Source organism: Prevotella sp. HCN-7019, from assembly GCF_037890215.1.
Taxonomy (GTDB): domain Bacteria; phylum Bacteroidota; class Bacteroidia; order Bacteroidales; family Bacteroidaceae; genus Prevotella.
In genome coordinates, this window is record NZ_JBBKBO010000004.1 from 171767 (window position 1) to 193890 (window position 22124).

Annotated in this window: 20 protein-coding genes; 10 read left to right on the forward strand and 10 right to left on the reverse strand. The window is 43.5% G+C overall.

What is annotated here, in order from left to right; all coding sequences use genetic code 11:
- The first annotated feature begins 157 nt into the window (after window positions 1-157).
- Window positions 158-1312 carry a DUF4932 domain-containing protein gene (locus WKT13_RS07780; protein WP_340323467.1) on the forward strand — a complete coding sequence of 385 codons (1155 nt, stop codon included), beginning with the start codon at window positions 158-160 and terminating at the stop codon, window positions 1310-1312.
- A 203-nt stretch (window positions 1313-1515) separates the two neighbouring features.
- Window positions 1516-1998 (forward strand): hypothetical protein, encoded by a 483-nt coding sequence (locus WKT13_RS07785; protein WP_340323468.1) that lies wholly within the window; start codon window positions 1516-1518, stop codon window positions 1996-1998.
- A gap of 897 nt (window positions 1999-2895) precedes the next feature.
- On the opposite strand, the gene WKT13_RS07790 is transcribed toward WKT13_RS07785, so the two are convergent.
- A complete protein-coding gene (locus WKT13_RS07790; protein WP_340323469.1) occupies window positions 2896-5055 on the reverse strand; it encodes a tetratricopeptide repeat protein in 2160 nt (719 codons plus the stop codon).
- Between the two features lie 66 nt (window positions 5056-5121).
- Window positions 5122-6033 carry an ABC transporter substrate-binding protein gene (locus WKT13_RS07795; protein ID WP_340323470.1) on the reverse strand — a complete coding sequence of 304 codons (912 nt, stop codon included), beginning with the start codon at window positions 6031-6033 and terminating at the stop codon, window positions 5122-5124.
- Between the two features lie 68 nt (window positions 6034-6101).
- Here WKT13_RS07795 and radA point away from each other — a divergent pair, with 68 nt between their 5' ends.
- From radA to rplI, 6 genes are all read left to right on the forward strand, one after another.
- On the forward strand, window positions 6102-7511 hold the full coding sequence (radA, locus tag WKT13_RS07800; protein ID WP_340323471.1) for a DNA repair protein RadA: 1410 nt from the start codon (window positions 6102-6104) through the stop codon (window positions 7509-7511).
- 4 nt (window positions 7512-7515) lie between these two features.
- Window positions 7516-8172 (forward strand): 7-cyano-7-deazaguanine synthase QueC, encoded by a 657-nt coding sequence (queC, locus tag WKT13_RS07805; protein WP_298618330.1) that lies wholly within the window; start codon window positions 7516-7518, stop codon window positions 8170-8172.
- Between the two features lie 136 nt (window positions 8173-8308).
- A complete protein-coding gene (locus tag WKT13_RS07810) occupies window positions 8309-9562 on the forward strand; it encodes a phosphoglycerate kinase (RefSeq protein ID WP_298618329.1) in 1254 nt (417 codons plus the stop codon).
- A 1522-nt stretch (window positions 9563-11084) separates the two neighbouring features.
- Window positions 11085-11429, forward strand: coding sequence for a 30S ribosomal protein S6 (gene rpsF / locus WKT13_RS07815; RefSeq protein WP_298621416.1), 345 nt, complete (start codon window positions 11085-11087; stop codon window positions 11427-11429).
- Between the two features lie 3 nt (window positions 11430-11432).
- The gene (gene rpsR / locus WKT13_RS07820) at window positions 11433-11702 is read left to right on the forward strand and encodes a 30S ribosomal protein S18 (RefSeq protein ID WP_021993604.1); all 270 of its coding nucleotides are present in this window, start codon (window positions 11433-11435) and stop codon (window positions 11700-11702) included.
- Between the two features lie 18 nt (window positions 11703-11720).
- The gene (rplI, locus tag WKT13_RS07825; RefSeq protein ID WP_298621418.1) at window positions 11721-12248 is read left to right on the forward strand and encodes a 50S ribosomal protein L9; all 528 of its coding nucleotides are present in this window, start codon (window positions 11721-11723) and stop codon (window positions 12246-12248) included.
- 74 nt (window positions 12249-12322) lie between these two features.
- On the opposite strand, the gene hisC is transcribed toward rplI, so the two are convergent.
- The 3 genes from hisC to hisG are packed head-to-tail and all read right to left on the reverse strand — an operon-like array spanning window position 12323 to window position 15494.
- A complete protein-coding gene (hisC, locus tag WKT13_RS07830; protein WP_340323472.1) occupies window positions 12323-13357 on the reverse strand; it encodes a histidinol-phosphate transaminase in 1035 nt (344 codons plus the stop codon).
- A complete protein-coding gene (hisD, locus tag WKT13_RS07835; protein WP_340323473.1) occupies window positions 13354-14643 on the reverse strand; it encodes a histidinol dehydrogenase in 1290 nt (429 codons plus the stop codon). Before hisD ends, hisC begins: the two co-directional genes overlap by 4 nt.
- On the reverse strand, window positions 14640-15494 hold the full coding sequence (gene hisG / locus WKT13_RS07840; RefSeq protein WP_298621423.1) for an ATP phosphoribosyltransferase: 855 nt from the start codon (window positions 15492-15494) through the stop codon (window positions 14640-14642). Before hisG ends, hisD begins: the two co-directional genes overlap by 4 nt.
- Before the next feature lie 88 nt (window positions 15495-15582).
- Between hisG and WKT13_RS07845 the strand changes: the two genes are divergently transcribed.
- Both WKT13_RS07845 and WKT13_RS07850 read left to right on the forward strand, forming a co-directional pair.
- Window positions 15583-16761, forward strand: a complete 1179-nt coding sequence (locus WKT13_RS07845; RefSeq protein WP_340323474.1) for a transglycosylase SLT domain-containing protein — start codon at window positions 15583-15585, stop codon at window positions 16759-16761.
- Between the two features lie 562 nt (window positions 16762-17323).
- The gene (locus tag WKT13_RS07850) at window positions 17324-17521 is read left to right on the forward strand and encodes a transposase (protein ID WP_445323592.1); all 198 of its coding nucleotides are present in this window, start codon (window positions 17324-17326) and stop codon (window positions 17519-17521) included.
- A gap of 168 nt (window positions 17522-17689) precedes the next feature.
- Here the strand turns inward: WKT13_RS07850 and WKT13_RS07855 are convergent, their stop codons facing one another.
- The 5 genes from WKT13_RS07855 to infC form a co-directional block, all read right to left on the reverse strand.
- Entirely contained in the window at window positions 17690-19420 is a 1731-nt protein-coding gene (locus WKT13_RS07855) for an MAG1210 family protein (RefSeq protein WP_340323475.1), read from the reverse strand.
- 9 nt (window positions 19421-19429) lie between these two features.
- Complete coding sequence (locus WKT13_RS07860; RefSeq protein WP_340323476.1) at window positions 19430-20179, reverse strand: LemA family protein; 750 nt, start codon at window positions 20177-20179, stop codon at window positions 19430-19432.
- Between the two features lie 533 nt (window positions 20180-20712).
- On the reverse strand, window positions 20713-21057 hold the full coding sequence (gene rplT / locus WKT13_RS07865) for a 50S ribosomal protein L20 (RefSeq protein WP_298621430.1): 345 nt from the start codon (window positions 21055-21057) through the stop codon (window positions 20713-20715).
- Between the two features lie 38 nt (window positions 21058-21095).
- Window positions 21096-21293, reverse strand: a complete 198-nt coding sequence (gene rpmI / locus WKT13_RS07870) for a 50S ribosomal protein L35 (RefSeq protein WP_298621432.1) — start codon at window positions 21291-21293, stop codon at window positions 21096-21098.
- A 70-nt stretch (window positions 21294-21363) separates the two neighbouring features.
- Window positions 21364-22056, reverse strand: a complete 693-nt coding sequence (gene infC, locus WKT13_RS07875; RefSeq protein WP_298621434.1) for a translation initiation factor IF-3 — start codon at window positions 22054-22056, stop codon at window positions 21364-21366.
- Window positions 22057-22124: the final 68 nt, after the last annotated feature.

Sequence of the window (22124 nt, forward strand, 5' to 3'; positions counted from 1 at the left end):
GAATCGATTATATAACAAGCAGTAAACAATAAAAAAATAAATACAAAACCATAAATATATTCATAACATGAAATTAGTAAATAAAATATTAATTTCATTCATATGATTCTACAAGACTTACACAATGGATAATTGGTACAATTATAAAGATTGAGATATGGGAAATCATATAACAGAGCATATTGGGGGAATTAAAGAAACACTTCCACTAAGTCTTATGAGAAAATGTACAACACTTCTAGCCTTACTCATTGCCTGTCTTTTTGCAAAAGCACAGTCAATAATTCCACAGGTAAATGAAAATGTGGAACTTATGAGTATATTGTCTCGCATGGCCGGTTTCCCGGAATATAATATGGATATGGCAGGCCAATACATAAAGGATATGGACAACTATTTTAAGGACAATACAGAACATCAAGCTGTCCATTATATGAAAGAATTAAGAAATAAATATGGCATATCTTATGATGCTGTTATGTCTATGGCAGTACATCTGGACAACCGGAACGGAACATTATCATTAATTGAGGAAGATATTCCTACTTTAGAGAAAAGATGGAAGAATGTGGATAAGGATGAATTTTTGTCTTATCTCAACAACTTTTATAAGGATACAAAATTCAATGAATTTTTCAGATCTCATAAAGATCTTTATGGAAAAGGACTTAAATCTTATCAGGATAATGTCATAAATCATTTTGATATAGACTGGTATTCAGATTTCTATGGCAACGAACCTCAGGAAACTTTTTCAGTAATAATTGGATTCTGTAACGGTGGAGGTAACTATGGCGTTAATAGACAAATAACAGGTAAAATGAAGGAAGTTTTTGCTATTGTAGGTTATTACGTAGATAAAAAAGAGACACCTATGTACAGCAAGGAATATCTTCCTACTTTGATCCATGAATTTAATCATTCCTTCATCAATCATTATCTGGACGAAAATAAATACCCGATTTATGTAAAGCAACTTGAACCTGCGGCGACAAATTTGTTTATATCTTCACATTGGAGTATGTCAAAGCAAGCATATGGTAATTGGAAGACTATGATAAACGAATCACTTGTCCGTGCTGCAGTTATCTGTTATATGCTGGATAATGAATACGAACCTGAAGAAATAAGAAACGTACTATTAGAACAGGTGCAACGGAATTTCAGATGGATGCCAGAATTAGTTAGCTTACTGAGAAAATATGAAAAGAAACAATCAAAATATGGAAATTTTGAGAAATTCTATCCGAATATAATAAAGTTCTTCAAAGAATATAGCCAAAAGGAAAACGAAAGATTTGATATAAAATAAAAGAAAATACCCTTCATCTATATAATAAATAGCATATTTTGTTTTCTACTATCAATATAACTCTCTGTTATGACTACAGAATTTCCTTTAAGAAATCTGAATATTAAATCAAAAACATATAACAAAAATGGGTGTTGGTCATAAAAATAATCAACACGAAAGAATCATCACAAATAACCATAAAAAAATATATACCTCACTTCATGAAAAAGGCATTATCCGTTCTTAACAGAATTCTTGCCGCATCGGCCGGCACACTCATATTTCTCACTACAATAAGCGTAACATCATGTTCGGGAAACAACGACGAGGAGGAGATAGAAAACAATGCATGCCGCTTTGCCGAATATTATTTCAACTGCTTATACAAGGATGCAATGGAGATGTGCACGCCTGAGTCTGCAAAATGGCTGAGCTATGCTGCATCAAACATATCGCAGGAGGACATCGACATACTGAACTCGCAGAAGGACGACGCCACATGCGAGAGCACAGACCTGACGATGGAGAACGACTCTACAGCTGAAGTGACAATAAAGGTGAAGAATTTTCTCATGATGGACAGCATCGGTGTCCCGTCAAAAATGAGAGACTCAGCCCTCTACTCCATTGTCATGAGAAAGAGAGACGGACAATGGAAAGCGCATCTTTGCTGCATGCCGCAGGAAGTAAAGAAAAAGAATTGAACACGGAAACACACGCAATAGAAACCCTGCGTTGAATAGTTGAAACAAAAACTATAGCTTCTATCCCGAAGCTGCATTGCTCTCTTCTGTTGAAATGAAAATAACAGAGGCTACTTACATATTTCCAGTGTACTGCAATTTTTTCGTCTGAGTTTTCAGTTCTACCCCTAAAAATAAGCGAGTATTTGCGGGCGGACTCTCCGGCAGACGCAAATTCGCGAAAAATAAGAACTTTGCGCAAAGCGCTGTACATCAACAGCTTACATTTAAAGGCCATTTTTTCGACTTACAATAAGCACCATTTTGGCATGTGATACAGTCCATTTCAGGGCCTGAAACACACTATATTACCCCCTGATACAGGCATAAACAGAGGCTGAAACGGGCATTATTGGAACGCCAAGCGCATCATCCGACATTCCACTACAGGATATACGACAATGCCGTAAGGCCCAAACGGGCTTTTCCAATGTCGGATTTACATTTCCTTACTTCTCTTTTGAGATTTTATTTTGTCAAAATAAAGTCAAGAAAAACTGTAAGTCAGCCATCCGAGTTTTCTTTAAAAATGCCGACATGAGACGGGAAAAGAAACGCAGGAAATATGTATTTGTCTTGAGAAAATGGTTTATAGGGTGTGGCAACGTGAATCTGTCATTACGTGTGAAAAGGCCCGTCACTGTTTATACAATCCGGCGTTGCCTGGACTTTTCCGACATTCTATGATGATTTTTGGGTAAAAACCTGTTTCCCCACTGATTTTCAGTCGAGCCCGGAAACACGCATACAAATATACAAACCATCATTCATGACTTGCCTGCAAGAAACCGCATGAAACGTATGTCCCCCGATAAATCACAACCGGAAATCAGACTACAGACGCAGTCCTGTGGCCGTTCATTCGCCGGCATTGAACACTACGTCTGTCATTATCTTCCTTTCCGTCGCAGTGATGCCATATGAGTCCAGCAGTGTACTGTCTTCGGCAAGAGCCGACTCAAACTCTTCGTACCCCATGTTCTCATTATTATAGTAAACGTATCTGCGCAGACGGTCCGCCGCCGAGCTTATGTCGCCGCAGAACCATCCTGCGTATGCCGAATTGAGGTAGTCGGCCCTGATGCAGCGTCCGCCATCTATGAGAGCATCATATATCTCGCCGGCTTTCTTCGCATCGCCTTTCAGAAGTTGTCCCCAGGCCAGTGCCCTTCTGACGTTGTTGTCCTCCGGATGTTCATAATCAAGCCTGAATATGACAGCCATACCCTCCTCCAGTTTGCCACAACACAGCTGCGACACAGCTTTATTCAGCATGTAGTTTCTATTGTCGGGATGAAGCACAACAAGTTTTCCGTAGTATGTCTCTGCCTCCGGATATTTGCGCGAGGCGAAAGAAATCTGCGCCATACCTTTTATGGCCTGCTCGCTGTCTGCGTTCATGCGGAGAATACGGCTGAACAAACTCTCGGCCTCATCGCTGTGACCAAGCCGGAGATGCGACATGGCGACCATAACAAGATGTTCCTCCACATCATTTAGGACATATTCTGCCGCAAGCGACAGTATCATGTCATACCGCTTGTGCTTGTAGAGAAACTTCTCAAGCTCTACCACACTGTCTGACGTAAGCACGCCGGCCAGCAGATGATTGGCAAAGAACAGGCCACCTGACTGACGGCCTCTGCCGGCAAACGGATTCACATAGTCGTTTCTGTACTGGTTGAGACGGAAGAAACGGTAAAGATCCTGCAGATACATTCTGCGTATATAAGCCGGATCAGACGTATTGATTTCCATTCCGGCAGGCATTCCGAGAGATTCGCCGTTGTTGAGCAGCTCCTTTATGTTGTCAGGCATACGCTCGATGACCGACGACATGGCCAGAACAAAAGAATATTTGTCCGAATCGCAGAACGGACCGTCCTTGAAAATCTTCTGTATGAACTTGCTGCTCCCCATCTTCTCTCCCAGACTTCCTATCTGAGGATGTTCCATGTAGAACGGACAGAACCAGTTGCTCTGCGTATTGAAGAACGGGAAACGTTTCATCTGTGAGAATCCTCCGAAGTATATGTCGGAGCCGGATTTCTGCATGTCAATCATCTTATTGACCGACTGTTCCAGCTCTTCCATGTTGCGGTCGGCCGCTCCCGGATCGAGAATATCCTGCAGTTTGTCGTCGTCTTTCTCTATTATGCCAGCATCGGTCATCTCAAACCTGTTGTTCTTCATCAGACTTGGGATGATGTCGTTCTGTATCTTTCTGTTGTCGGCATCGGCGTTGTTGCAGTAGAGCACCTGCATCTGCATCTCCAGAATCTCACGGCACACATCCTTGTTTCCGGTCAGACGAATGAGCGTCTGATTCACCTCCGGGAAGAGCGACATATCGTCTGCCGGCAGAGCAAACACCCATCCGGCCAGCGCACGCTGTCTTATCTTCTCGTCGGAAGCGTTTTCATATACATCAACCATCACAAGCCATTTGTTCAGATCGAACACATTCATGGCAGACAGCATAACTGCAGACAGAAGAAGCATAACGTCGTTGGAATCCACCGTCGGCGATGTAAGGAGTCCCTTTATTGCTTCCGCGCAGTTGTCATTCCATTGTTCTGACACCAGTACGGCGTCGAACAGACGCGACATGTACTGCTGATGACGCGCATAAACACTACTTAGAGAGGTCTCCTGTATGCCTGCCATGCCGAGAGACGCCATTGCCACGTCCTGCACAAAACGCTCAAGCTCACCACGCACCTCGTCCGACTCCAGTGAAAGAGCGCCAGCATTTATTCTGGCAGTTATGTAGGACGAGCGCTTCTTTGTCATATCAGCAAGCTGCATGGCACCATACAAGCGATAGACACGCTTCAGAAGATTTCTGTAAACGGCGTCTATCTGCGGATCCTTAAAACCGCGCAGCATAAAGTCGCGCATAAGATGATAGTCTTTTTCAATGACTTCATATTGGTTTTCAAGAGAAGAATATGTTGTGTCGCTGTTGATTTCGTTACGTATATCGCGCAGGGCTTTTCCCAGATCCTGCCTGCTCAATATCGAATGCTTTATGGAATTGCGCATACTTCGTTATGACTTATGACCGGCTTATGCCGGATAATGTTATAAGACGATCTTGTCTATTTCCGCCTTGCGAGGCTTTTGTATATGATTGTATTTTATCTTAGGCAATGCCTTTATCACCTTACTGTCTATCCCGTAGTGCTTTTTCAGTATCTCCGAATAATGTTGCAGCCCGTTCTTGTTGATGGAATCGCAGGCCATGTCGTATGCCGTCATAAAGGCGGACAGCTGTTTTCTGCGACGGGCATCCTTAGTAACCTCGGCACGGAATGCTATCACTCCCAGCACTTTTTTCTTGTCACGGCTGTCGGCTATCACATTGTTGCCTCTTATTCTTGCTGCCGTAGCCTGCGGTTCTGGCAGCCATACGGCATCAATCTCGTTGTTAAGAAGCATGGCAAGACGCACGTTCACATCGTTTATCTGGATGCGGAACACCTGTGATTTCAGCTTCACTCCTTCCGTAAACTTCGATGTGAGCAGGTCGGTTGCCGAATATCGCGTCATGGCGACCATCTTGTCGTCAAGCTGGTTTATTTTCTTTATTCGCGCCTTACGGCTTGTTATCAGATTCCAATAAGCGTTTGTGGTTGATATGTAATCAAGCTGCAGACCGTCGTGACGCTTTATGCGCTCCGTGCGCACAAAGTCGGAGAACGCTCCTTCGACGCTCTTGCCTATGAGAGCTGTGTCGCAGTCCATCTGCGCGGTGAATTTCTTAAATCTTATGTCAACCGCCGTGGTGTCGTACAGATTGCATTCTCTGGCTATAAAAGCCGGCAGACAATCGAGTGTCGGCATCACTGCAATCTTCAACGCCATGCGCTCCTCTTTTGCTTGTTTCATCCGCTCTTCATACGATATGCGCCGTACTTCTTCAGCAGAACGTCCACATGAAAAAAAAACGGCGGCAATCAGCACTGCCGGGATAAAAAGAATGTTCTTGTTCATACGGCAAAAATAACAATAAATTTTGTAACAATGAAAATAATTTATACTTTTGTAGGAAATTGAATACTATGGCAAAAGACAAAATTGCTTACGTATGCAGCAACTGCGGACAGGAGTCGACGAAGTGGATCGGCAAATGTCCGAATTGCGGAGAATGGAATACATTTAAGGAAATAAAAGTCGCAGGCAACACTGCAACATCCTCTATACTTTCTTCTGAGAGATTTGGCGGCAGTGCCAAACAGGCTGCCGAGATGAAGCCTATAAGGCTGAAGGACATCCCATACGAGGATTATCCAAGAATAGATCTCAACGACAAAGAGCTCAACAGAGTTCTTGGCGGAGGACTGGTGCCGGGAAGCCTGATATTGCTTGGCGGAGAACCGGGAATAGGAAAAAGCACACTGACACTGCAGACAATACTCAATCTGCCGGAATACAAAATCTTATATGTAAGCGGTGAGGAAAGCGCTCATCAGCTGAAGATGCGTGCACGCCGTCTGGAAAGCCGGAAGGAACAGAGCGAAAAGAAAGACGAGAATGTTATAATACTCTGTGAAACGTCGCTCGACAAGATAATAGATCACATTCAGAACGTCAGACCGGAGATAATAATCATAGACTCCATTCAGACAATACACACCGACAGCGTCGACAGCGGTCCGGGAAGCGTGTCGCAGGTAAGGGAATGTGCCGCAACACTTCTACGCATATCCAAAAGCAGCGGCATACCAATAATTCTTATCGGACACATAAATAAGGAAGGCACTCTGGCCGGACCGAAAATACTGGAACACATAGTTGACACCGTCATACAGTTTGAAGGCGACCAGCATTACATGTACCGCATACTGCGTTCGATAAAAAACCGATTCGGAAGCACATCGGAACTGGGCATATACGAAATGCGACAGGACGGACTGAGACAGGTGAACAATCCGTCGGAAATGCTTTTGGCGCAGGACCTTTCAGGACTTTCGGGTGTGGCAATCAGTTCGGCCATCGAGGGTGCACGGCCATTTCTGGTAGAAACGCAGGCCCTTGTCTCGTCAGCAGCATACGGCACTCCGCAACGCGCCGCCACCGGATTCGACCAGCGAAGACTCAACATGCTGCTTGCGGTTCTGGAGAAACGCGTCGGATTCAAACTCATGCAGAAGGACGTTTTCATCAATATTGCAGGCGGAATAAGAGTCACCGACCTTGCAATGGACCTGAGCATCATAGCCGCAGTATTGTCGAGCAACGTGGACACTCCCATCGAACAAGGATGGTGTATGGCCGGCGAGGTGGGCCTGAGCGGTGAGGTGCGCCCCGTGAACCGCATGGAACAGCGGCTGGCCGAGGCCGAGAAGTTGGGATTCACCGACATCGTCATCCCACGCTACAACATGCAAAGGATAGACAAGACAAAATATAACATCAATCTTCATCCAGTCAGAAAGGTTGAAGAAGCATTAAGAATATTATTTGGATAACATCATGAAAGATTCTGTAATAGTTGTCAGCGGCGGAATGGACAGCATCACGCTGCTCTACGACAAGAAGGATGAAATTGCACTTGCCGTTACGTTCGATTACGGCAGCAACCACAATGCAAAAGAGATAGCATGGGCGAAGGTGCACTGTGAACGCCTCAACATAAAACACATAGTGATAAAACTCGACTTCATGCACAGGTATTTCACAAGCAGCCTGCTCGAAGGCGGCGACGCCATACCCGAAGGACACTACGCTGACGAGAACATGAAATCGACAGTGGTACCGTTCCGCAACGGCATAATGCTGTCAATAGCAGCCGGAATCGCCGAAAGCAACGGACTGAAAAAGATTCTCATTGCAAACCATGGAGGTGACCATACGATATATCCGGACTGCCGTCCGGAATTCATAAAGGCAATGAACGAGGCGATAATAAACGGCACATACGAGGATGTGAGCATCGATGCGCCATACACAAACATAACCAAAGCCGACATCGCTGCCATAGGAAAGCGTCTCGGAATAGATTATTCCGAAACATGGAGCTGTTACAAGGGCGGTGAGAAACACTGCGGAAAATGCGGCACCTGCATCGAAAGAAAAGAGGCTCTGGCGCTTGCCGGAATAGACGACAGAACCGAATACGAAAATCAATAGCGGCACACCGCACAGCAAGACACGCACAAAGCGGTTAAATACATATAATTTTCGGATTTCAACATTGGCAATGTCAACTTTTATTATTAATTTTGCGTGCAGAGAAAATAATATCCAACTTAAATATTTAAGATAAATGAAAATCGATCAATTCAATTTTGCCGGCAAGAAGGCAATCGTTCGCGTGGACTTCAATGTTCCATTGGATGAGAATGGAAAAGTAACAGACGACACTCGTATCCGCGGTGCACTTCCTACACTTAAGAAAGTGCTTGCTGACGGTGGTGCCCTCATAATGATGAGCCATATGGGCAAACCCAAAGGCAAAGTGAACCCAAAGATGTCTCTCGGACAGATCAAAGAGGACGTTGCAAAGGCACTTGGTGTAGAAGTTGCATTCGCTCCTGACTGCGCTAATGCCGACGAGGCAGCACAGGCTCTGAAGCCGGGCGAGGCTCTTCTGCTCGAAAACCTCCGCTTCTATCCTGAAGAGGAAGGCAAACCGGTTGGTATCGACAAAGCTGATCCTGCTTACGCAGCAGCAAAGGACGAAATGAAGAAGCGTCAGAAAGACTTCGCAAAGAAGCTGGCTTCTTATGCAGACGTTTACGTTAACGACGCTTTCGGAACAGCTCACCGCAAGCATGCTTCTACAGCAGTTATCGCTGACTACTTCGACGCAGACTCAAAGATGTTGGGTTATCTGATGGAGAAGGAAGTAACCGCTATCGACAACGTGCTGAAGAACGCACAGCATCCGTTCACAGCCATTATCGGCGGTTCTAAGGTAAGCTCAAAACTCGGCGTTATCAAGAACCTCCTGGACAAGGTGGACAACCTCATCATCGGTGGTGGTATGGGTTACACATTCATCAAAGCACAGGGTGGTAAGATCGGTGAGTCTCTCCATGAGGACGACCTCATGCCGGAGGCACTGAATGTTATCGAAGAAGCTAAGAAGAAGGGCGTTAACCTCAGCCTCTCTGTTGCAACTGTTGCAGCAAACGAATTCTCTAACGACGCAGAGCGCAAGGTTGTTGACATCTACAACATTCCTGACGGATGGGAAGGTATGGACGCTTCTGAAGAGAGCCTTGAAATCTGGAAGAAGATCATCCTCGGATCAAAGACAATTCTGTGGAACGGCCCTGTAGGTGTATTCGAGTTCGAGAACTTCGCACACGGAACAGGCGAAATAGCAAAATATGTAGCACAGGCTACAAAGGAAAACGGTGCTTACTCACTCGTAGGTGGTGGTGACTCTGTTGCTGCTGTCAACAAGTTCGGTCTGGCTGATCAGGTAAGCTACGTTTCAACAGGTGGTGGTGCTATGCTCGAGGCAATCGAAGGAAAAGTTCTTCCGGGTGTTGCTGCTATAAAGGGCGAATAATAACGAGCCTTTAAAACATACACAACAATCAGGTTCCTTCTATCGAGGGAGCCTGATTTTTTATATACCATAATTGACATGACGTGCATACACGGCAACAAGAATACATAAAAACAAACTGGAGAAATAATGTTCTCTGCATTACACCTATAACTTACTAATAGGACAAAGAACAGCACTTTTATCTCACCTGTGACACAAAAAGAGCTCAACAGGAATTATGTGGGGATTGTTTTTATTTATGAAGTGCCATATAATGCCGGAAAATATCCGACAGAGCGTAATGACATAAACCGTGCAATACGCTTTCTCACATAATAACAAACTCACGTTGCCCCAACCGATAATTCATCCTCTCAAGATCTTCTTATGTTTTTCGTGTTTATTTTCACGCCCCATGTCTGTGTTTTTAAAGAAAACTCAGACTACAAACTTACAATTTTTCTTGACTTTTTCTTGACAAAAATTTTTCACAAAAGAGATGTAAAGGAATGTTAAACCACATATAAGAAAGGCCGGTTCAGACTGTACAGTCTTATCATATACCCTATAGTGGAATGCCGGATAATTCATCTTGCATTCCAATTATGCCCGTTTTATCCTCTGTTTACGTCTGTTTTAGGGTGTGATATTGTATGGTTTCAGGTCATGAAATGGACTGTATCACATGCCAGAACGATGCTTATTGTAAGACGGAAAAATTAACTTTAAACGTAAGCTATTGATGTTCAGTCCTTTGTGCAAAGTTCTTATTTTTCGCGAATTTGCGTCCGACGGAGAGTCAGCACGCAAATACTCGCTTATTTTTAGGGGTAGAACAGAAAACTCGGACGAAAATATCGCAGCATACTGAAAATCTGAAAGTGCCACGGATCAATTTCTTTCAGCATAAGGCGACAACGCTGATCCGGAGACGAAGTCGCAGTCTTTTATCATAACCAATCTCCGTTGAATTTCTACTTATCTCCCCAAAGACTGTAAAAAGAAGTATCTTTCAGAAAACAGACGTTGCCCGACACGGTGCAGCGCACAACTCTTACTATGTCTTGCGGGGAATGAGCCCAGGACAAGAAATGATGCAACACTATTTCATGGTATGACCGAAGACCGTTCACATACCATAGTTCCATCGCCCGGCACGCAGCGGCCGCTGCCAGAAAAGCTAATATATGCTGTTCTTTTTCATTTTGTAAACATACAAAACAATCCCAGTCAGAATCATAAGGGATGCAAGGATGTTGACTATATTCGAGTTTGTCCAACCGAGAAGATACAGGACAAATATAATCATCACACCAATACATACAAGAAGTATCCACAGGTAATTCTTTAAAAACCGTTTCATCGCACTTATATTTTCCGCTGCAAAAATATTAAAGTTCGGTATATCACAGCCATCTTATAATTCTAAAAATTGTTAAATACACAAATAAGCCAAGTCAGACTTCGTTTCTATCGATTAAAATAAGTACCTTTGCACCGCATTTTGCAAAATTAAATCATTTAACAATTTATTTTTAATATGAATCAATACGAAACCGTTTTCATTTTGACTCCCGTTTTGTCTGATGATCAGATGAAGGAAGCGGTTGCTAAATTCAAGAAACTCCTGACCGACAACGGTGCAGAGATCCTGAATGAGGAAACCTGGGGATTGAAAAAAATGGCTTATGCTATTCAGAAGAAATCAACAGGTTTTTACTGCCTGCTTGAGTACAAGGCTGAGCCTACAATCGTTAAGACTCTCGAAACTGGCTTCCGCCGCGACGAGAAAGTAATCCGTTTCATAACAGTCAAACTCGACAAGTACGCTGCGCAGTACGCTGAGAAGAGACGTAACAAATTTGCTAAAAAAGAGGAGGCTTAATTTATGGCAGCAGTAGAATCAGAAATTCGTTATTTGACTCCACCTTCAGTGGATACAAGAAAGAAAAAGTATTGCCGTTTCAAGAAAAGCGGTATTAAGTATATCGACTACAAGGATCCTGAGTTCCTCAAGAAGTTCTTGAACGAGCAGGGTAAGATCCTTCCGCGTCGCATTACCGGTACTTCTCTGAAATATCAGCGTCGTGTGGCACAGGCCATCAAGCGCGCACGCCAGATAGCTTTGCTTCCATATGTAACCGATTTGATGAAATAAAAAAGGAGGAACGACAATATGGAAATAATACTGAAAGAAGATATCATCGGCTTAGGCTACAAGAACGATATTGTAAACGTAAAGAGCGGATACGGACGTAACTACCTCATCCCGACAGGAAAAGGTGTTATCGCATCTGAGTCTGCAAAGAAAGTACTTGCAGAGAACCTGAAACAGCAGGCTCACAAACTTGCTGTTATCAAGGCTGAAGCAGAGAAGAAGGCTGAAGCACTCAACAATGTTTCACTTGTAATCGCTGCTAAGGTAAGTGCTACCGGTGTTACTTACGGTTCTGTAAACACAAACATCGTTGCTGACGAACTGAAGAAACTCGGCTTCGACATTGACCGCAAGATCATTACAATGCGCGACATCAAGAGCGTAGGCGACTATGAGGCTGTTATCCACTTCCACAAAGAAGTTGAGGTTAAGCTCCCTGTAAAGGTTGTTGCAGAAAACGCTCCTGTTGAAAAGAAGGAAGAAGAAGCTGCTCCTGTAGCTGAAGCTACCGAAAATACAGAAAACAATACTGAGGAAGCAAAATAATTAAGTACTGTAAAGCAAATCTATATGTTAATCCCGGCATACCTTTATGATATGCCGGGATTTTTATTGTCTTATCAATATTGTCTTAAAGCAGCAAGAAGCGCATTGTTCTCGTTTCTCGTACCTATAGTCACACGCAGACAATTGTTACACATACATACATTGGTACGGTTGCGCACAATTATTCCATTCTTCACAAGATAATCATATATCGCCTGTGCATCATCCATCTTTGCAAGGAAGAAATTGGCATCCGTGGGATATACCTTACTGCATATCGGCAACATCTGGAAAGCATTCATCATCCTGTTGCGTTCCACTACAATAGTATTTATCCACTTCTCCACTCTGAACGAATCCTTCAACGCATCAATGGCACACTTCTGGGTAAGCACATTTATGTTATAAGGATATTTCACCTTATTGAACACATCTATGATTTCCTTGCGTGCAAAAGCCATTCCGAGTCTTATTCCAGCACACCCCCAGGCCTTACTCATAGTGTTGAGCACAACTATATTTTCATATTTTGCAAGTTTTAGTCTGAAAGGAACTGCACGCGAAAAATCAGTATACGCCTCATCAATAACCACGATACCATCAAATGCATTCACCACTTTCTCTATCTCACCGCTGTCTATCAGATTTCCGGTAGGATTGTTCGGCGAGCATATCCATATGAGTTTTGTGTTATCATCGCATGCTTTCAACAGCGCCTCTGAATCAATCTGGAATTTATCATCAAGCATCACAGGACGGTATTGCACATCGTTTATGTCGGCGCAAACCTTATACATGCCATATGTCGGCTCTATTGCCACAACATTGTCAACCGCCGGACGGCAGAAACAACGGTACAACAGATCGATTATCTCGTCACTTCCGTTGCCGAAACATATCTGTTCCGGCAATACACCTTTGAGCTTGGCCATCATCTTTTTCAGCTCCACCTGCAGCGGATCCGGGTAACGGTTGTAAGGATTATTATACGGATTCTCGTTTGCATCAAGCAATACGGTGGCTGTATGTCCGCTGTATTCGTTTCTTGCACAACTGTATGGTGACAGCTTCAGGATATTATCGCGTAGTAGTTCTTCCAGTTTTTTCATTTGTTCTCAATATTTCTCATACGTACGGTCATCGCATTCTTATGCGCATCAAGATGTTCGTTCTCTGCCATAAGCTCCACTGCACGCCCAATGGACATAACTCCCTCCGGCGTGATGTGCTGGAATGTTATCTTGCGGATATAACTGTCAAGATTCACTCCGTTGTAAGCCATGGCATATCCGTGGGTTGGCAACGTATGGTTTGTCCCACTTGCATAATCTCCGGCACTCTCACATGCATACTTCCCAAGGAAAACACTCCCTGCATTGATCACCTTTTCAGCAAGCTGTTCATAGTCTTCCGTAGCTATGACAAGGTGCTCCGGAGCATAAGTATTACTTATATCCATCGCCTCGCTGCTGTCGTGAGCAACTATACAAAGACTGTTCTCAAGTGATTGCACGGCTATATCTCGACGTGGCAGAAGCTCAAGCTGGCGTTCTATCTCCATGCTCACTTGCTCTGCCATGGCCTCCGACGTACTTATGAGGAGCACCTGTGAGTCTGCACCATGCTCCGCTTGTGATAAAAGATCAGCCGCAACAAACTCCGCATTGCTGCTTTCGTCTGCAATAACACAAACTTCCGAAGGACCTGCCGGCATATCAATCGCCACATCAGAAAGGCTCACATGCTGCTTTGCAGCCATTACAAAACGGTTTCCCGGACCGAAGATCTTATATACCTTCGGCACCGTTTCTGTTCCATAAGCCATAGCTCCTATGGCCTGGACACCACCAATCTTGTATATCTTATTGACACCGGCAGTCTTCGCCGCAACAAGAATGGCGGGATTGACATTGCCGTTTTTGTCTGGCGGAGTACACAATACAATCTCCTCACATCCAGCAATCTTTGCCGGTGTGGCAAGCATCAGAACCGTAGAAAACAGCGGTGCCGTACCGCCGGGAATATATAAGCCGACTTTCTGTATGGCCACACCTTTTTGCCAACAGCACACACCCGGAGAGGTCTCCACCCTATTCTCCGACATCTGCTGTGCCATATGAAATTTCTCTATATTGGAATGTGCAAGTTCAATTGCCTCTTTTAAGCCTGCGTCAACCACTTTTACAGCGTTGTCAATCTCCTGTTCTGTCACAGAAAGAGCATCCAATGACACTCCGTCAAACTTCATTTCATATCGCCAGACCGCATCATCTCCATTCTCGCGCACATCCTCCAGAATGCTTTTCACAACTCCGTTCAGTTCGGAAACGTCTATATGCGGGCGTTCCAGAAGGCTTTTCCAATCCTTCCGTTCTGGATATCTCACTATTTTCATAACAGAATCATCTTTTCTATTGGTGTAACAAGTATTCCCTGCGCACCAAGTTCCTTAAGCCGTCCGATAATCTCCCAGAATCGCTTTTCGTCAAGTACTGTATGTATTGAACACCAGTTTTCATCGGCCAGCGGAATGATTGTCGGACTCTTTATTCCAGGCAGCACTGCCGTTATATCCTTTATTCTGTCTTTCGGGGCGTTCATCATGACATATTTCTTATCCGTTGCCGAACGCACAGCCTCGATACGGAACAACATCTCATTGAGTATGGCATGCTTGTCATCATCCATATTCCAGTTGCCAATCAGGAGAGCCTCACTCTCCATTACAACCTCAACTTCTCTGAGATTATTGCTTATAAGCGTGCTTCCTGAGCTGACAATATCGAAAATACCATCGGCAAGACCTATTCCCGGGCAAATCTCTACACTGCCGGTTATGACATGAATCTCTGCCGTGATGCCGTTCTTCTTCAGAAACTTATCCAGAATATTAGGATAAGACGTTGCTATACGCCGACCGTTGAACCATTCAAGGCCGTTGTATTTGTACTCTTTCGGTATGGCAAGAGACAGTCTGCACTTGCTGAATCCAAGTCTTGATATAATCTGGGCGTTCTCTTCTTTTTCCAGAAACTCGTTCTCCCCCACAATGCCGACATCGGCAACACCGCTTGCCACGCTCTGTGGAATGTCGTCGTCGCGCAGATACAGCACCTCTATAGGGAAGTTCACAGACTGTACTAATAATGTGCGCTTGCTAGTGCAGACTTTGATGTCGGCTTCGGCAAGCAGATTCATTGTGTCGTCGAACAAACGACCTTTAGATTGCACGGCAATTCGTAACATAATATCAAATATATTAAAAAAATAATGACAAAAATACCGTTTTCCAAGGAATTATGCAAGAAATGTAGTACATTTGTGCACCATTTACATGCAATTGAAATTTTTATACATATTATTTTCAGTATTATTGGTTTTCAGCTGCAATAATAAGAAAAAGGCCCAGGAAATGACTCCATGGGGCAGCGTTGCAGATGAGGATACCATGACCGTTGAGAATCATTTCAGCCTTACAGACCTTCAGAATAACGGCGAAATGATAATGCTCACAATGAGCGGCCCAGACACATATTTTGATTATCGCGGACGAGGAATGGGAACGCAATATCTGCTGTGTGAAAAATTCGCACACAATATCGGCGTATCCCTGCGGGTGGAGCTCTGCCGAGACACTGCCGAGATGATAAAAAGACTTGAAGACGGAGAAGGCGACATCATAGTATATCAGATGCCACGAAAATTGAAAGGTCTGAAATATTGCGGATACGGTACAGACAGCACTTCATGGGCTGTAAGTGCAGGCAACGAGGAATTGTCGGACACACTCAGCCGCTGGTACAAACCGCAGCTGCTTGCACAGATAAAGAAAGAGGAAGACTTCATGTATTCGCCAAGAAGCATACGGCGCCACACTTACTCTCCAATGCTCAATGCTTCTGCCGGCATAATCTCAGAATACGACCATCTGTTCCAGAAATACGCTCCACTCACCCGATGGGACTGGCGTCTGCTCGCCGCACAATGTTATCAGGAATCAACATTCGACCCCAAGGCACGTTCATGGGCCGGAGCCTGTGGTCTGATGCAGATAATGCCAGCGACTGCGGACATGATAGGACTGTCACGCGCCAACATATTTGATCCGGAAGAGAACATCGCCGCTGCGGCCCGTTACATAAAGACACTCAACGGAAAATTTCTTGATATAAGAGACCGCAACGAACGTTGTTCCTTCATTCTGGCCAGCTACAACGGTGGATTCTTCCATATACGCGACGCCATGGCTTTGGCAAAGAAACACGGACGCAACCCTCACTCATGGAGCGACGTGTCGGAATTCGTTCTGAAACTGAGCCGTCCGGAATATTACAACGACCCTGTTGTGAAATACGGATACATGCGCGGTCAGGAAACCGCAGGCTATGTAGAAAGCATCAGAAACCGTTGGGCACAATACCGCAACAAGGCACGCGGAGGATCTGGCGTATTCGGATTCCCCGACAACGTGACACCACAGAAAGCACGCAAGAAACACAGATTCAAACTGTAATAATAAAAACGATGGCATAAAGCGGTCTAGCAGGACTTCAATGCTGACTGGTTTCTACAAAAGACAGAGGTTTCCCCCTACTCAGTCCTTTCTCTTTTTTCTGAGATAAAGACGAGCGAGACTATTTCAAATTCTAAGCAGTTTATAATATTTTAGCTTGAGTTTTCTATTCTACCCCCAAAAATAAGCGAGTATTTGCGAGCTGACTCTCCGTCGGACGCAAATACGCGAGAAATAAGAACTTTGCGCAATATACTGAATACCAACGACTTGTATGCAATACGATTCTTTCTGTCATACAAAATGCACCATTTGAGCACATGATATTGCCCATTTCAGGGCCTGAAACCCACAATATCACACCCTAAAACGGACGTAAACAGAGGATAAAACGGGCATAATCGGAACGCAGGATGAATTATCCAGCATGCCACTACAGGGTATATGATAAGACAGTACAGCCTGAACCTGCCTTTCTTATATATGGCTTAACAATTCTTCACATCTCTTTTGCGATTTTATTTTGTCAAAATAAAGTCAAGAAAAACTGTAAGTTCGACACTTGAGTTTTCTAAAGAATACATATATTTTTCTTTTTAAAATCGGCAAGAATCTGTCTTTGGGAGCCTTCACATACAGCAGACAACTTATAATCTATTTGAAAAACAATATGTATGGAGCATTGACGTCGGTTTCAGGTAAATTACTTCTCAGAAAACGATCCGTTATCGAGGCCGTCCACGATGAACTCAAAATATGACACACGCAGACTGTGTAGACTTATACTATAGCAGTCATCATACAACATGATAAGAGTCTTACAATAAATGTACGGATGCTAAACATCCGTACATTTATTCTTATTGAAACATAAAAGCCATGCATCACTTCCCCCATAGCTATTTTATGCGGCATGAAAAATACGGTCTTATACTCTCGAAGCAATGTGTCTTCTGTACAGCGTCATGTCTGATTTATCCAGAACTCTGTCTATATGTGCTACACGTTCCTGTTGGGTGATACCGCTTTTCTCCATATCATTATCTTCCTTTATGTATATTTGTCCTTCGCCCGTAACAGGAGTATATTCATCCCAATACACTGGAACATTATGAAATTTTCCATCCCCACCATATTTGCTGACGTATGTCAATCGGGTTGTAGACTTATAACCATAAGCATAAACTGTTATTGTAGAGCTGTCGTTGATTGCATTGCTTTGCTTCGTTTTAAGAATACAATCAGTGACACAACTGGAATGTGCAAAATGATTCTGTCCCCAATAATTGGCCAATGCCTCGTGTTCCCAGAACGAACTGTGACGTTTCATATCGCGCCCGTAGATTTCATGTTGAGGACGTATCTGCTGATACATAGGAACACAAAGCAGAGGAGCCAGGCTGAAATATATAGCCCGGAAGTACACTGAATTTATATAATTAAAATTTTTCTTTGCCTTGTCAAAATCGAAGCTGCGATATTGTTGCGGATTCATGTCCAAGTCAAGATTCTGCAGATGCTCGGGTGTGATAGTATTTATCATTCTATGCTTGTCGAAGTCAAAATTATCACCATATCCTATATAACCATCCTTGAGCAGCTTAAGCATATTTCCCTGAGCAAGAGGAGTGAACAGCAGAGCGAATTGCTGATTGTCGTTACGGTTACTGGTATCGAATGCAACTTCAAATTCTTCATTTGTCATCATCGCATAGTCTGATTTGCTCAGATTGCGTGCCTTATTATGAAGCCTAAATTTTTTCCATTTATACGAAAGAGAATGTTCTTTCCCCGCCAATCCACTATGTTTTCTGTGGAATATCAGATCCGGAGCAGCCGTATTACCATATATAAGACGTGTCTTCTCGTAATATTCAGGATAATCGGCCTCGACACTTGCCGTAAGCACCTGAGAATGTCTGACGGTGTGATATTTACCGTCTGAGTCGCGCTCACGTGTCGTCCAATATATAGTTTTACTGCCCGTGTATATTTTAGTACCCATTATCATCTTCCTTGTCCTGCAAAGAACAAATGGATTTCCATTGATAAGCCCGGAATTGGCATATATCACAGAGCGGTCAGAATTGAAAGAGTCATCCCACTTGTAAACATTCTTCAGGTCGGCAAGACGCTGGGCCGTGAAATACGGATCAAACTCCAGACGCGGAACAGTCTTGCTTATCATGCGTGCCAATATATCCCAATCATACAAGCGATTAAGCGGAGCCATCTGGCTCCACGCCTCTTTTGTAAGCTTGTCTATCACATTACACAGATCGTCACGCTCCGACTTCAATTCGCTCAACTGCGGCCTCACCTTTTTAAATAGAAAAACCACATCAGCAAATACAATCAGAGAAAAGAGGCATTTACCCAAGTCGGTAAGATCATTCCAAAAAGCTATTATAGCCACGACTCCTGCGACAGCAGCAATAATCAGCAAAACGCCCCAGGCTTTCCACCGGAATATCTGTGATTTCAACAATGACAGCTCTGTATTATTGCTGCTAATCTTGCTACAAGTGATACGGTTGGCCTTGACATCCACATTAGCCTCTTTCGCCAGTTCATCAAAAGTCTGTTCCGCGACACGTTTGAAACGGTCGCGGAACACTTTCTGATATTCTGTCAGAGGATCATATATGTCGTTATCCATACAAATGTTTTAGAAGAATTTTCCCCTAGCCATCTCACGGGTTTCAGCTGAAGCTGTGAACGGGATACGTGTTGTGTAGCCTTGGCGGGCTGCCACAATCATCTTGGTAGGCCAGCTGAAAATATCAGTATTCCACTGTGCAACACGACTGTTATATACTGTACGCGCCGCTGTTATCTCACGCTGCAGATAGCTGTTCTGCTGCATGGCATCGGCTATTGCATTATGCGCCTTAAGCTCTGGATAAGCCTCTACCTGCGGAAACAAGCGTCCGAAAGCCATATTTACCTGTTGGCTTACACTCTCCCTGTTCTTCTCGTTTACAGTTCCGCTGCGCATGGCAGCCACTGTTTTCATGACATCCTTGTCAAGATCGATGGCTTTTTCTACGATACCAACCACATTCTGCAAAATCTGCACACGCTGTTCGAGATAATTGTCTATGTTGGAAGCCTCAGCCTGAATGCGCTGCTCCAACTGCTGGAAATAATTATGGGCAGATATTTTCATAAAGATAAATATCACGCCCGGCAATATGCCGACAAGACATCCGACAAATGCAACCAACAGAGGATTCTCCAATGTACTGCCCATAAAGTAAACGTACAATAACACAAGACAAGGTATTGTCACCCACAACGCAATTTCGAAAAGTGTGGATCCGAACCCTACTTCAACAGGTAACTGACGATCAATAACATGTACATCACGGCCATTATCATTAACAGGCCCTGTAACTTCATCTAATAGATTTGCCATATATAAATTTAGTTTATTATTTTAAGTCTTATTGCATGGAAAAATAGAAATGTATCGGATATCATCCCAAAGCACCAGTATATTAAATTACTTGACACAATGATATTCATTGTATAACAATGCTGCTTTTGAATATAAATTATGTTTTTTCATAATATCTATAATTACTTATGCAAATATAGAATATTTAATTCATATATGGAAGAATATTACCCATAGAACACTCGCTACACATTCTTTCGAAAACATCCCCAAAACAACAGATATATGATATATGGATTACAACACATACACTATACCAGAAGAAACAGGAAAAAGTTTTCAGTCGATATGAGAGACAACAAAAGCATTACCATAAAGTAAATGCATTTCACCAGACTATAGAATTACACTCTGTTTGTCTGTTCTGGCATTTTAGAAATGAAGAATATGCCATCCATTGCCACACGTAGCTATATAAACAAAGAGAGCTGCAGTAAACTGATAACTGCGGCTCTCTTTCTATGTTATATTAAGACTTGTTATGTCCTAATTTATTTCACCTTTTCTACAATAGCCTTGAATGCTTCAGGATTGTTTACAGCGAGATCGGCAAGAACCTTACGGTTGATTTCGATACCTGCTTTGTGAAGCGCACCCATAAGTGTAGAATAACTCATGTTCTCAAGACGTGCTGCTGCGTTGATACGCTGAATCCACAATGAGCGGAAGTTGCGTTTCTTGTTACGACGGTCACGGTATGCGTATGTGAGACCCTTCTCCCATGTGTTTTTAGCAACCGTCCAGACATTCTTTCTTGCACCATAGTAACCCTTGGTGAGTTTAAGAATTCTTGTTCTTCTTGCTTTCGAAGCAACGTGATTTACTGATCTTGGCATAGTTTTGTTTTCCTTTTAAATGTTTTGACTAATTAAAATTAACGGAGGCAGAGCATATCACGCACCGCTTTCAGGTTGCTACCATCCACCATTGTCTGATGAACGAGGTTTCTCTTCTGCTTCTTTGTTTTCTTAGTCAAGATGTGACTGTGGTAAGCATGATGTCTTTTGATCTTACCAGTACCAGTGAAGCTGAATCTCTTCTTTGCACTGGACTTTGTCTTCTGTTTTGGCATTTTTTTATGTTTTAAATTATTATTTAATATGAGTGGCAACGCATATACCCGGCGTTACGCACTTCTCGTCTTATTCCATATTGAGTTTCTTCAGAGCCTCTTCGCTGATTTTTGCGTTTGCGAAAAGTCCTCCGTTTGCCGGAACTTCATCCTCGGCCTCAGCAGCCTTTGCAGCATTCTGGATCTTGAGTTCAGCCTCACGGCGCTCACGGTCGAGCTTTTGCTGGCTCTTCTTGGCCACACCAGCCTTCTTGGGCGAAAGATAGAGGAACATCTTCTTTCCATCGAGCTTCGGGAGCTGTTCCACTTTGGCAATCTCCTCCAGATCATTGGCAAAACGAAGGAGAAGCACCTCACCCTGTTCCTTAAAAAGAATAGAACGGCCTCTGAAGAAAACATAGGCACGCACTTTATTTCCCTCACTCAAGAATTCCTTTGCATGCTTGAGTTTGAAGTTATAGTCGTGCTCATCGGTCTGAGGTCCGAAACGTATCTCCTTTATATCAACCTTAGCCTGCTTTGCCTTCATCTCCTTGGCATGCTTCTTCTGCTGATACAGGAATTTGCTATAGTCGATGAGACGACAAACCGGAGGTTGTGCATTTGGAGATATCTCCACAAGGTCAACACCTTGATCGTGGGCCATGTCAAGCGCCTGACGTATCGGCATTACAGTCGAACCGTCTTCTCCTACAACTCGTACTTCCCTGACGCGAATTTGCTCATTCACGCGGTACTGATTCTTCATTTTGTCATTCTTCATTCAACTATTTTATGATAAGCGACTGCAAAGTTACCACATTTCAACCAATCGGCAAAATATTTCATTGT

Coding starts and splice junctions, on each gene's coding strand:
- hisD (WP_340323473.1), bottom strand. CDS start 14,643: ATGAAAATAGTGAGATATCCAGAACGGAAGGATTGGAAAAGCCTTCTG.
- rplI (WP_298621418.1), top strand. CDS start 11,721: ATGGAAATAATACTGAAAGAAGATATCATCGGCTTAGGCTACAAGAAC.
- WKT13_RS07780 (WP_340323467.1), top strand. CDS start 158: ATGGGAAATCATATAACAGAGCATATTGGGGGAATTAAAGAAACACTT.
- infC (WP_298621434.1), bottom strand. CDS start 22,056: ATGAAGAATGACAAAATGAAGAATCAGTACCGCGTGAATGAGCAAATT.
- WKT13_RS07795 (WP_340323470.1), bottom strand. CDS start 6,033: ATGAACAAGAACATTCTTTTTATCCCGGCAGTGCTGATTGCCGCCGTT.
- WKT13_RS07810 (WP_298618329.1), top strand. CDS start 8,309: ATGAAAATCGATCAATTCAATTTTGCCGGCAAGAAGGCAATCGTTCGC.
- hisC (WP_340323472.1), bottom strand. CDS start 13,357: ATGAAAAAACTGGAAGAACTACTACGCGATAATATCCTGAAGCTGTCA.
- rpsR (WP_021993604.1), top strand. CDS start 11,433: ATGGCAGCAGTAGAATCAGAAATTCGTTATTTGACTCCACCTTCAGTG.
- WKT13_RS07845 (WP_340323474.1), top strand. CDS start 15,583: ATGCAATTGAAATTTTTATACATATTATTTTCAGTATTATTGGTTTTC.
- WKT13_RS07785 (WP_340323468.1), top strand. CDS start 1,516: ATGAAAAAGGCATTATCCGTTCTTAACAGAATTCTTGCCGCATCGGCC.
- rpmI (WP_298621432.1), bottom strand. CDS start 21,293: ATGCCAAAACAGAAGACAAAGTCCAGTGCAAAGAAGAGATTCAGCTTC.
- WKT13_RS07855 (WP_340323475.1), bottom strand. CDS start 19,420: ATGGATAACGACATATATGATCCTCTGACAGAATATCAGAAAGTGTTC.
- rpsF (WP_298621416.1), top strand. CDS start 11,085: ATGAATCAATACGAAACCGTTTTCATTTTGACTCCCGTTTTGTCTGAT.
- radA (WP_340323471.1), top strand. CDS start 6,102: ATGGCAAAAGACAAAATTGCTTACGTATGCAGCAACTGCGGACAGGAG.
- WKT13_RS07860 (WP_340323476.1), bottom strand. CDS start 20,179: ATGGCAAATCTATTAGATGAAGTTACAGGGCCTGTTAATGATAATGGC.
- queC (WP_298618330.1), top strand. CDS start 7,516: ATGAAAGATTCTGTAATAGTTGTCAGCGGCGGAATGGACAGCATCACG.
- rplT (WP_298621430.1), bottom strand. CDS start 21,057: ATGCCAAGATCAGTAAATCACGTTGCTTCGAAAGCAAGAAGAACAAGA.
- hisG (WP_298621423.1), bottom strand. CDS start 15,494: ATGTTACGAATTGCCGTGCAATCTAAAGGTCGTTTGTTCGACGACACA.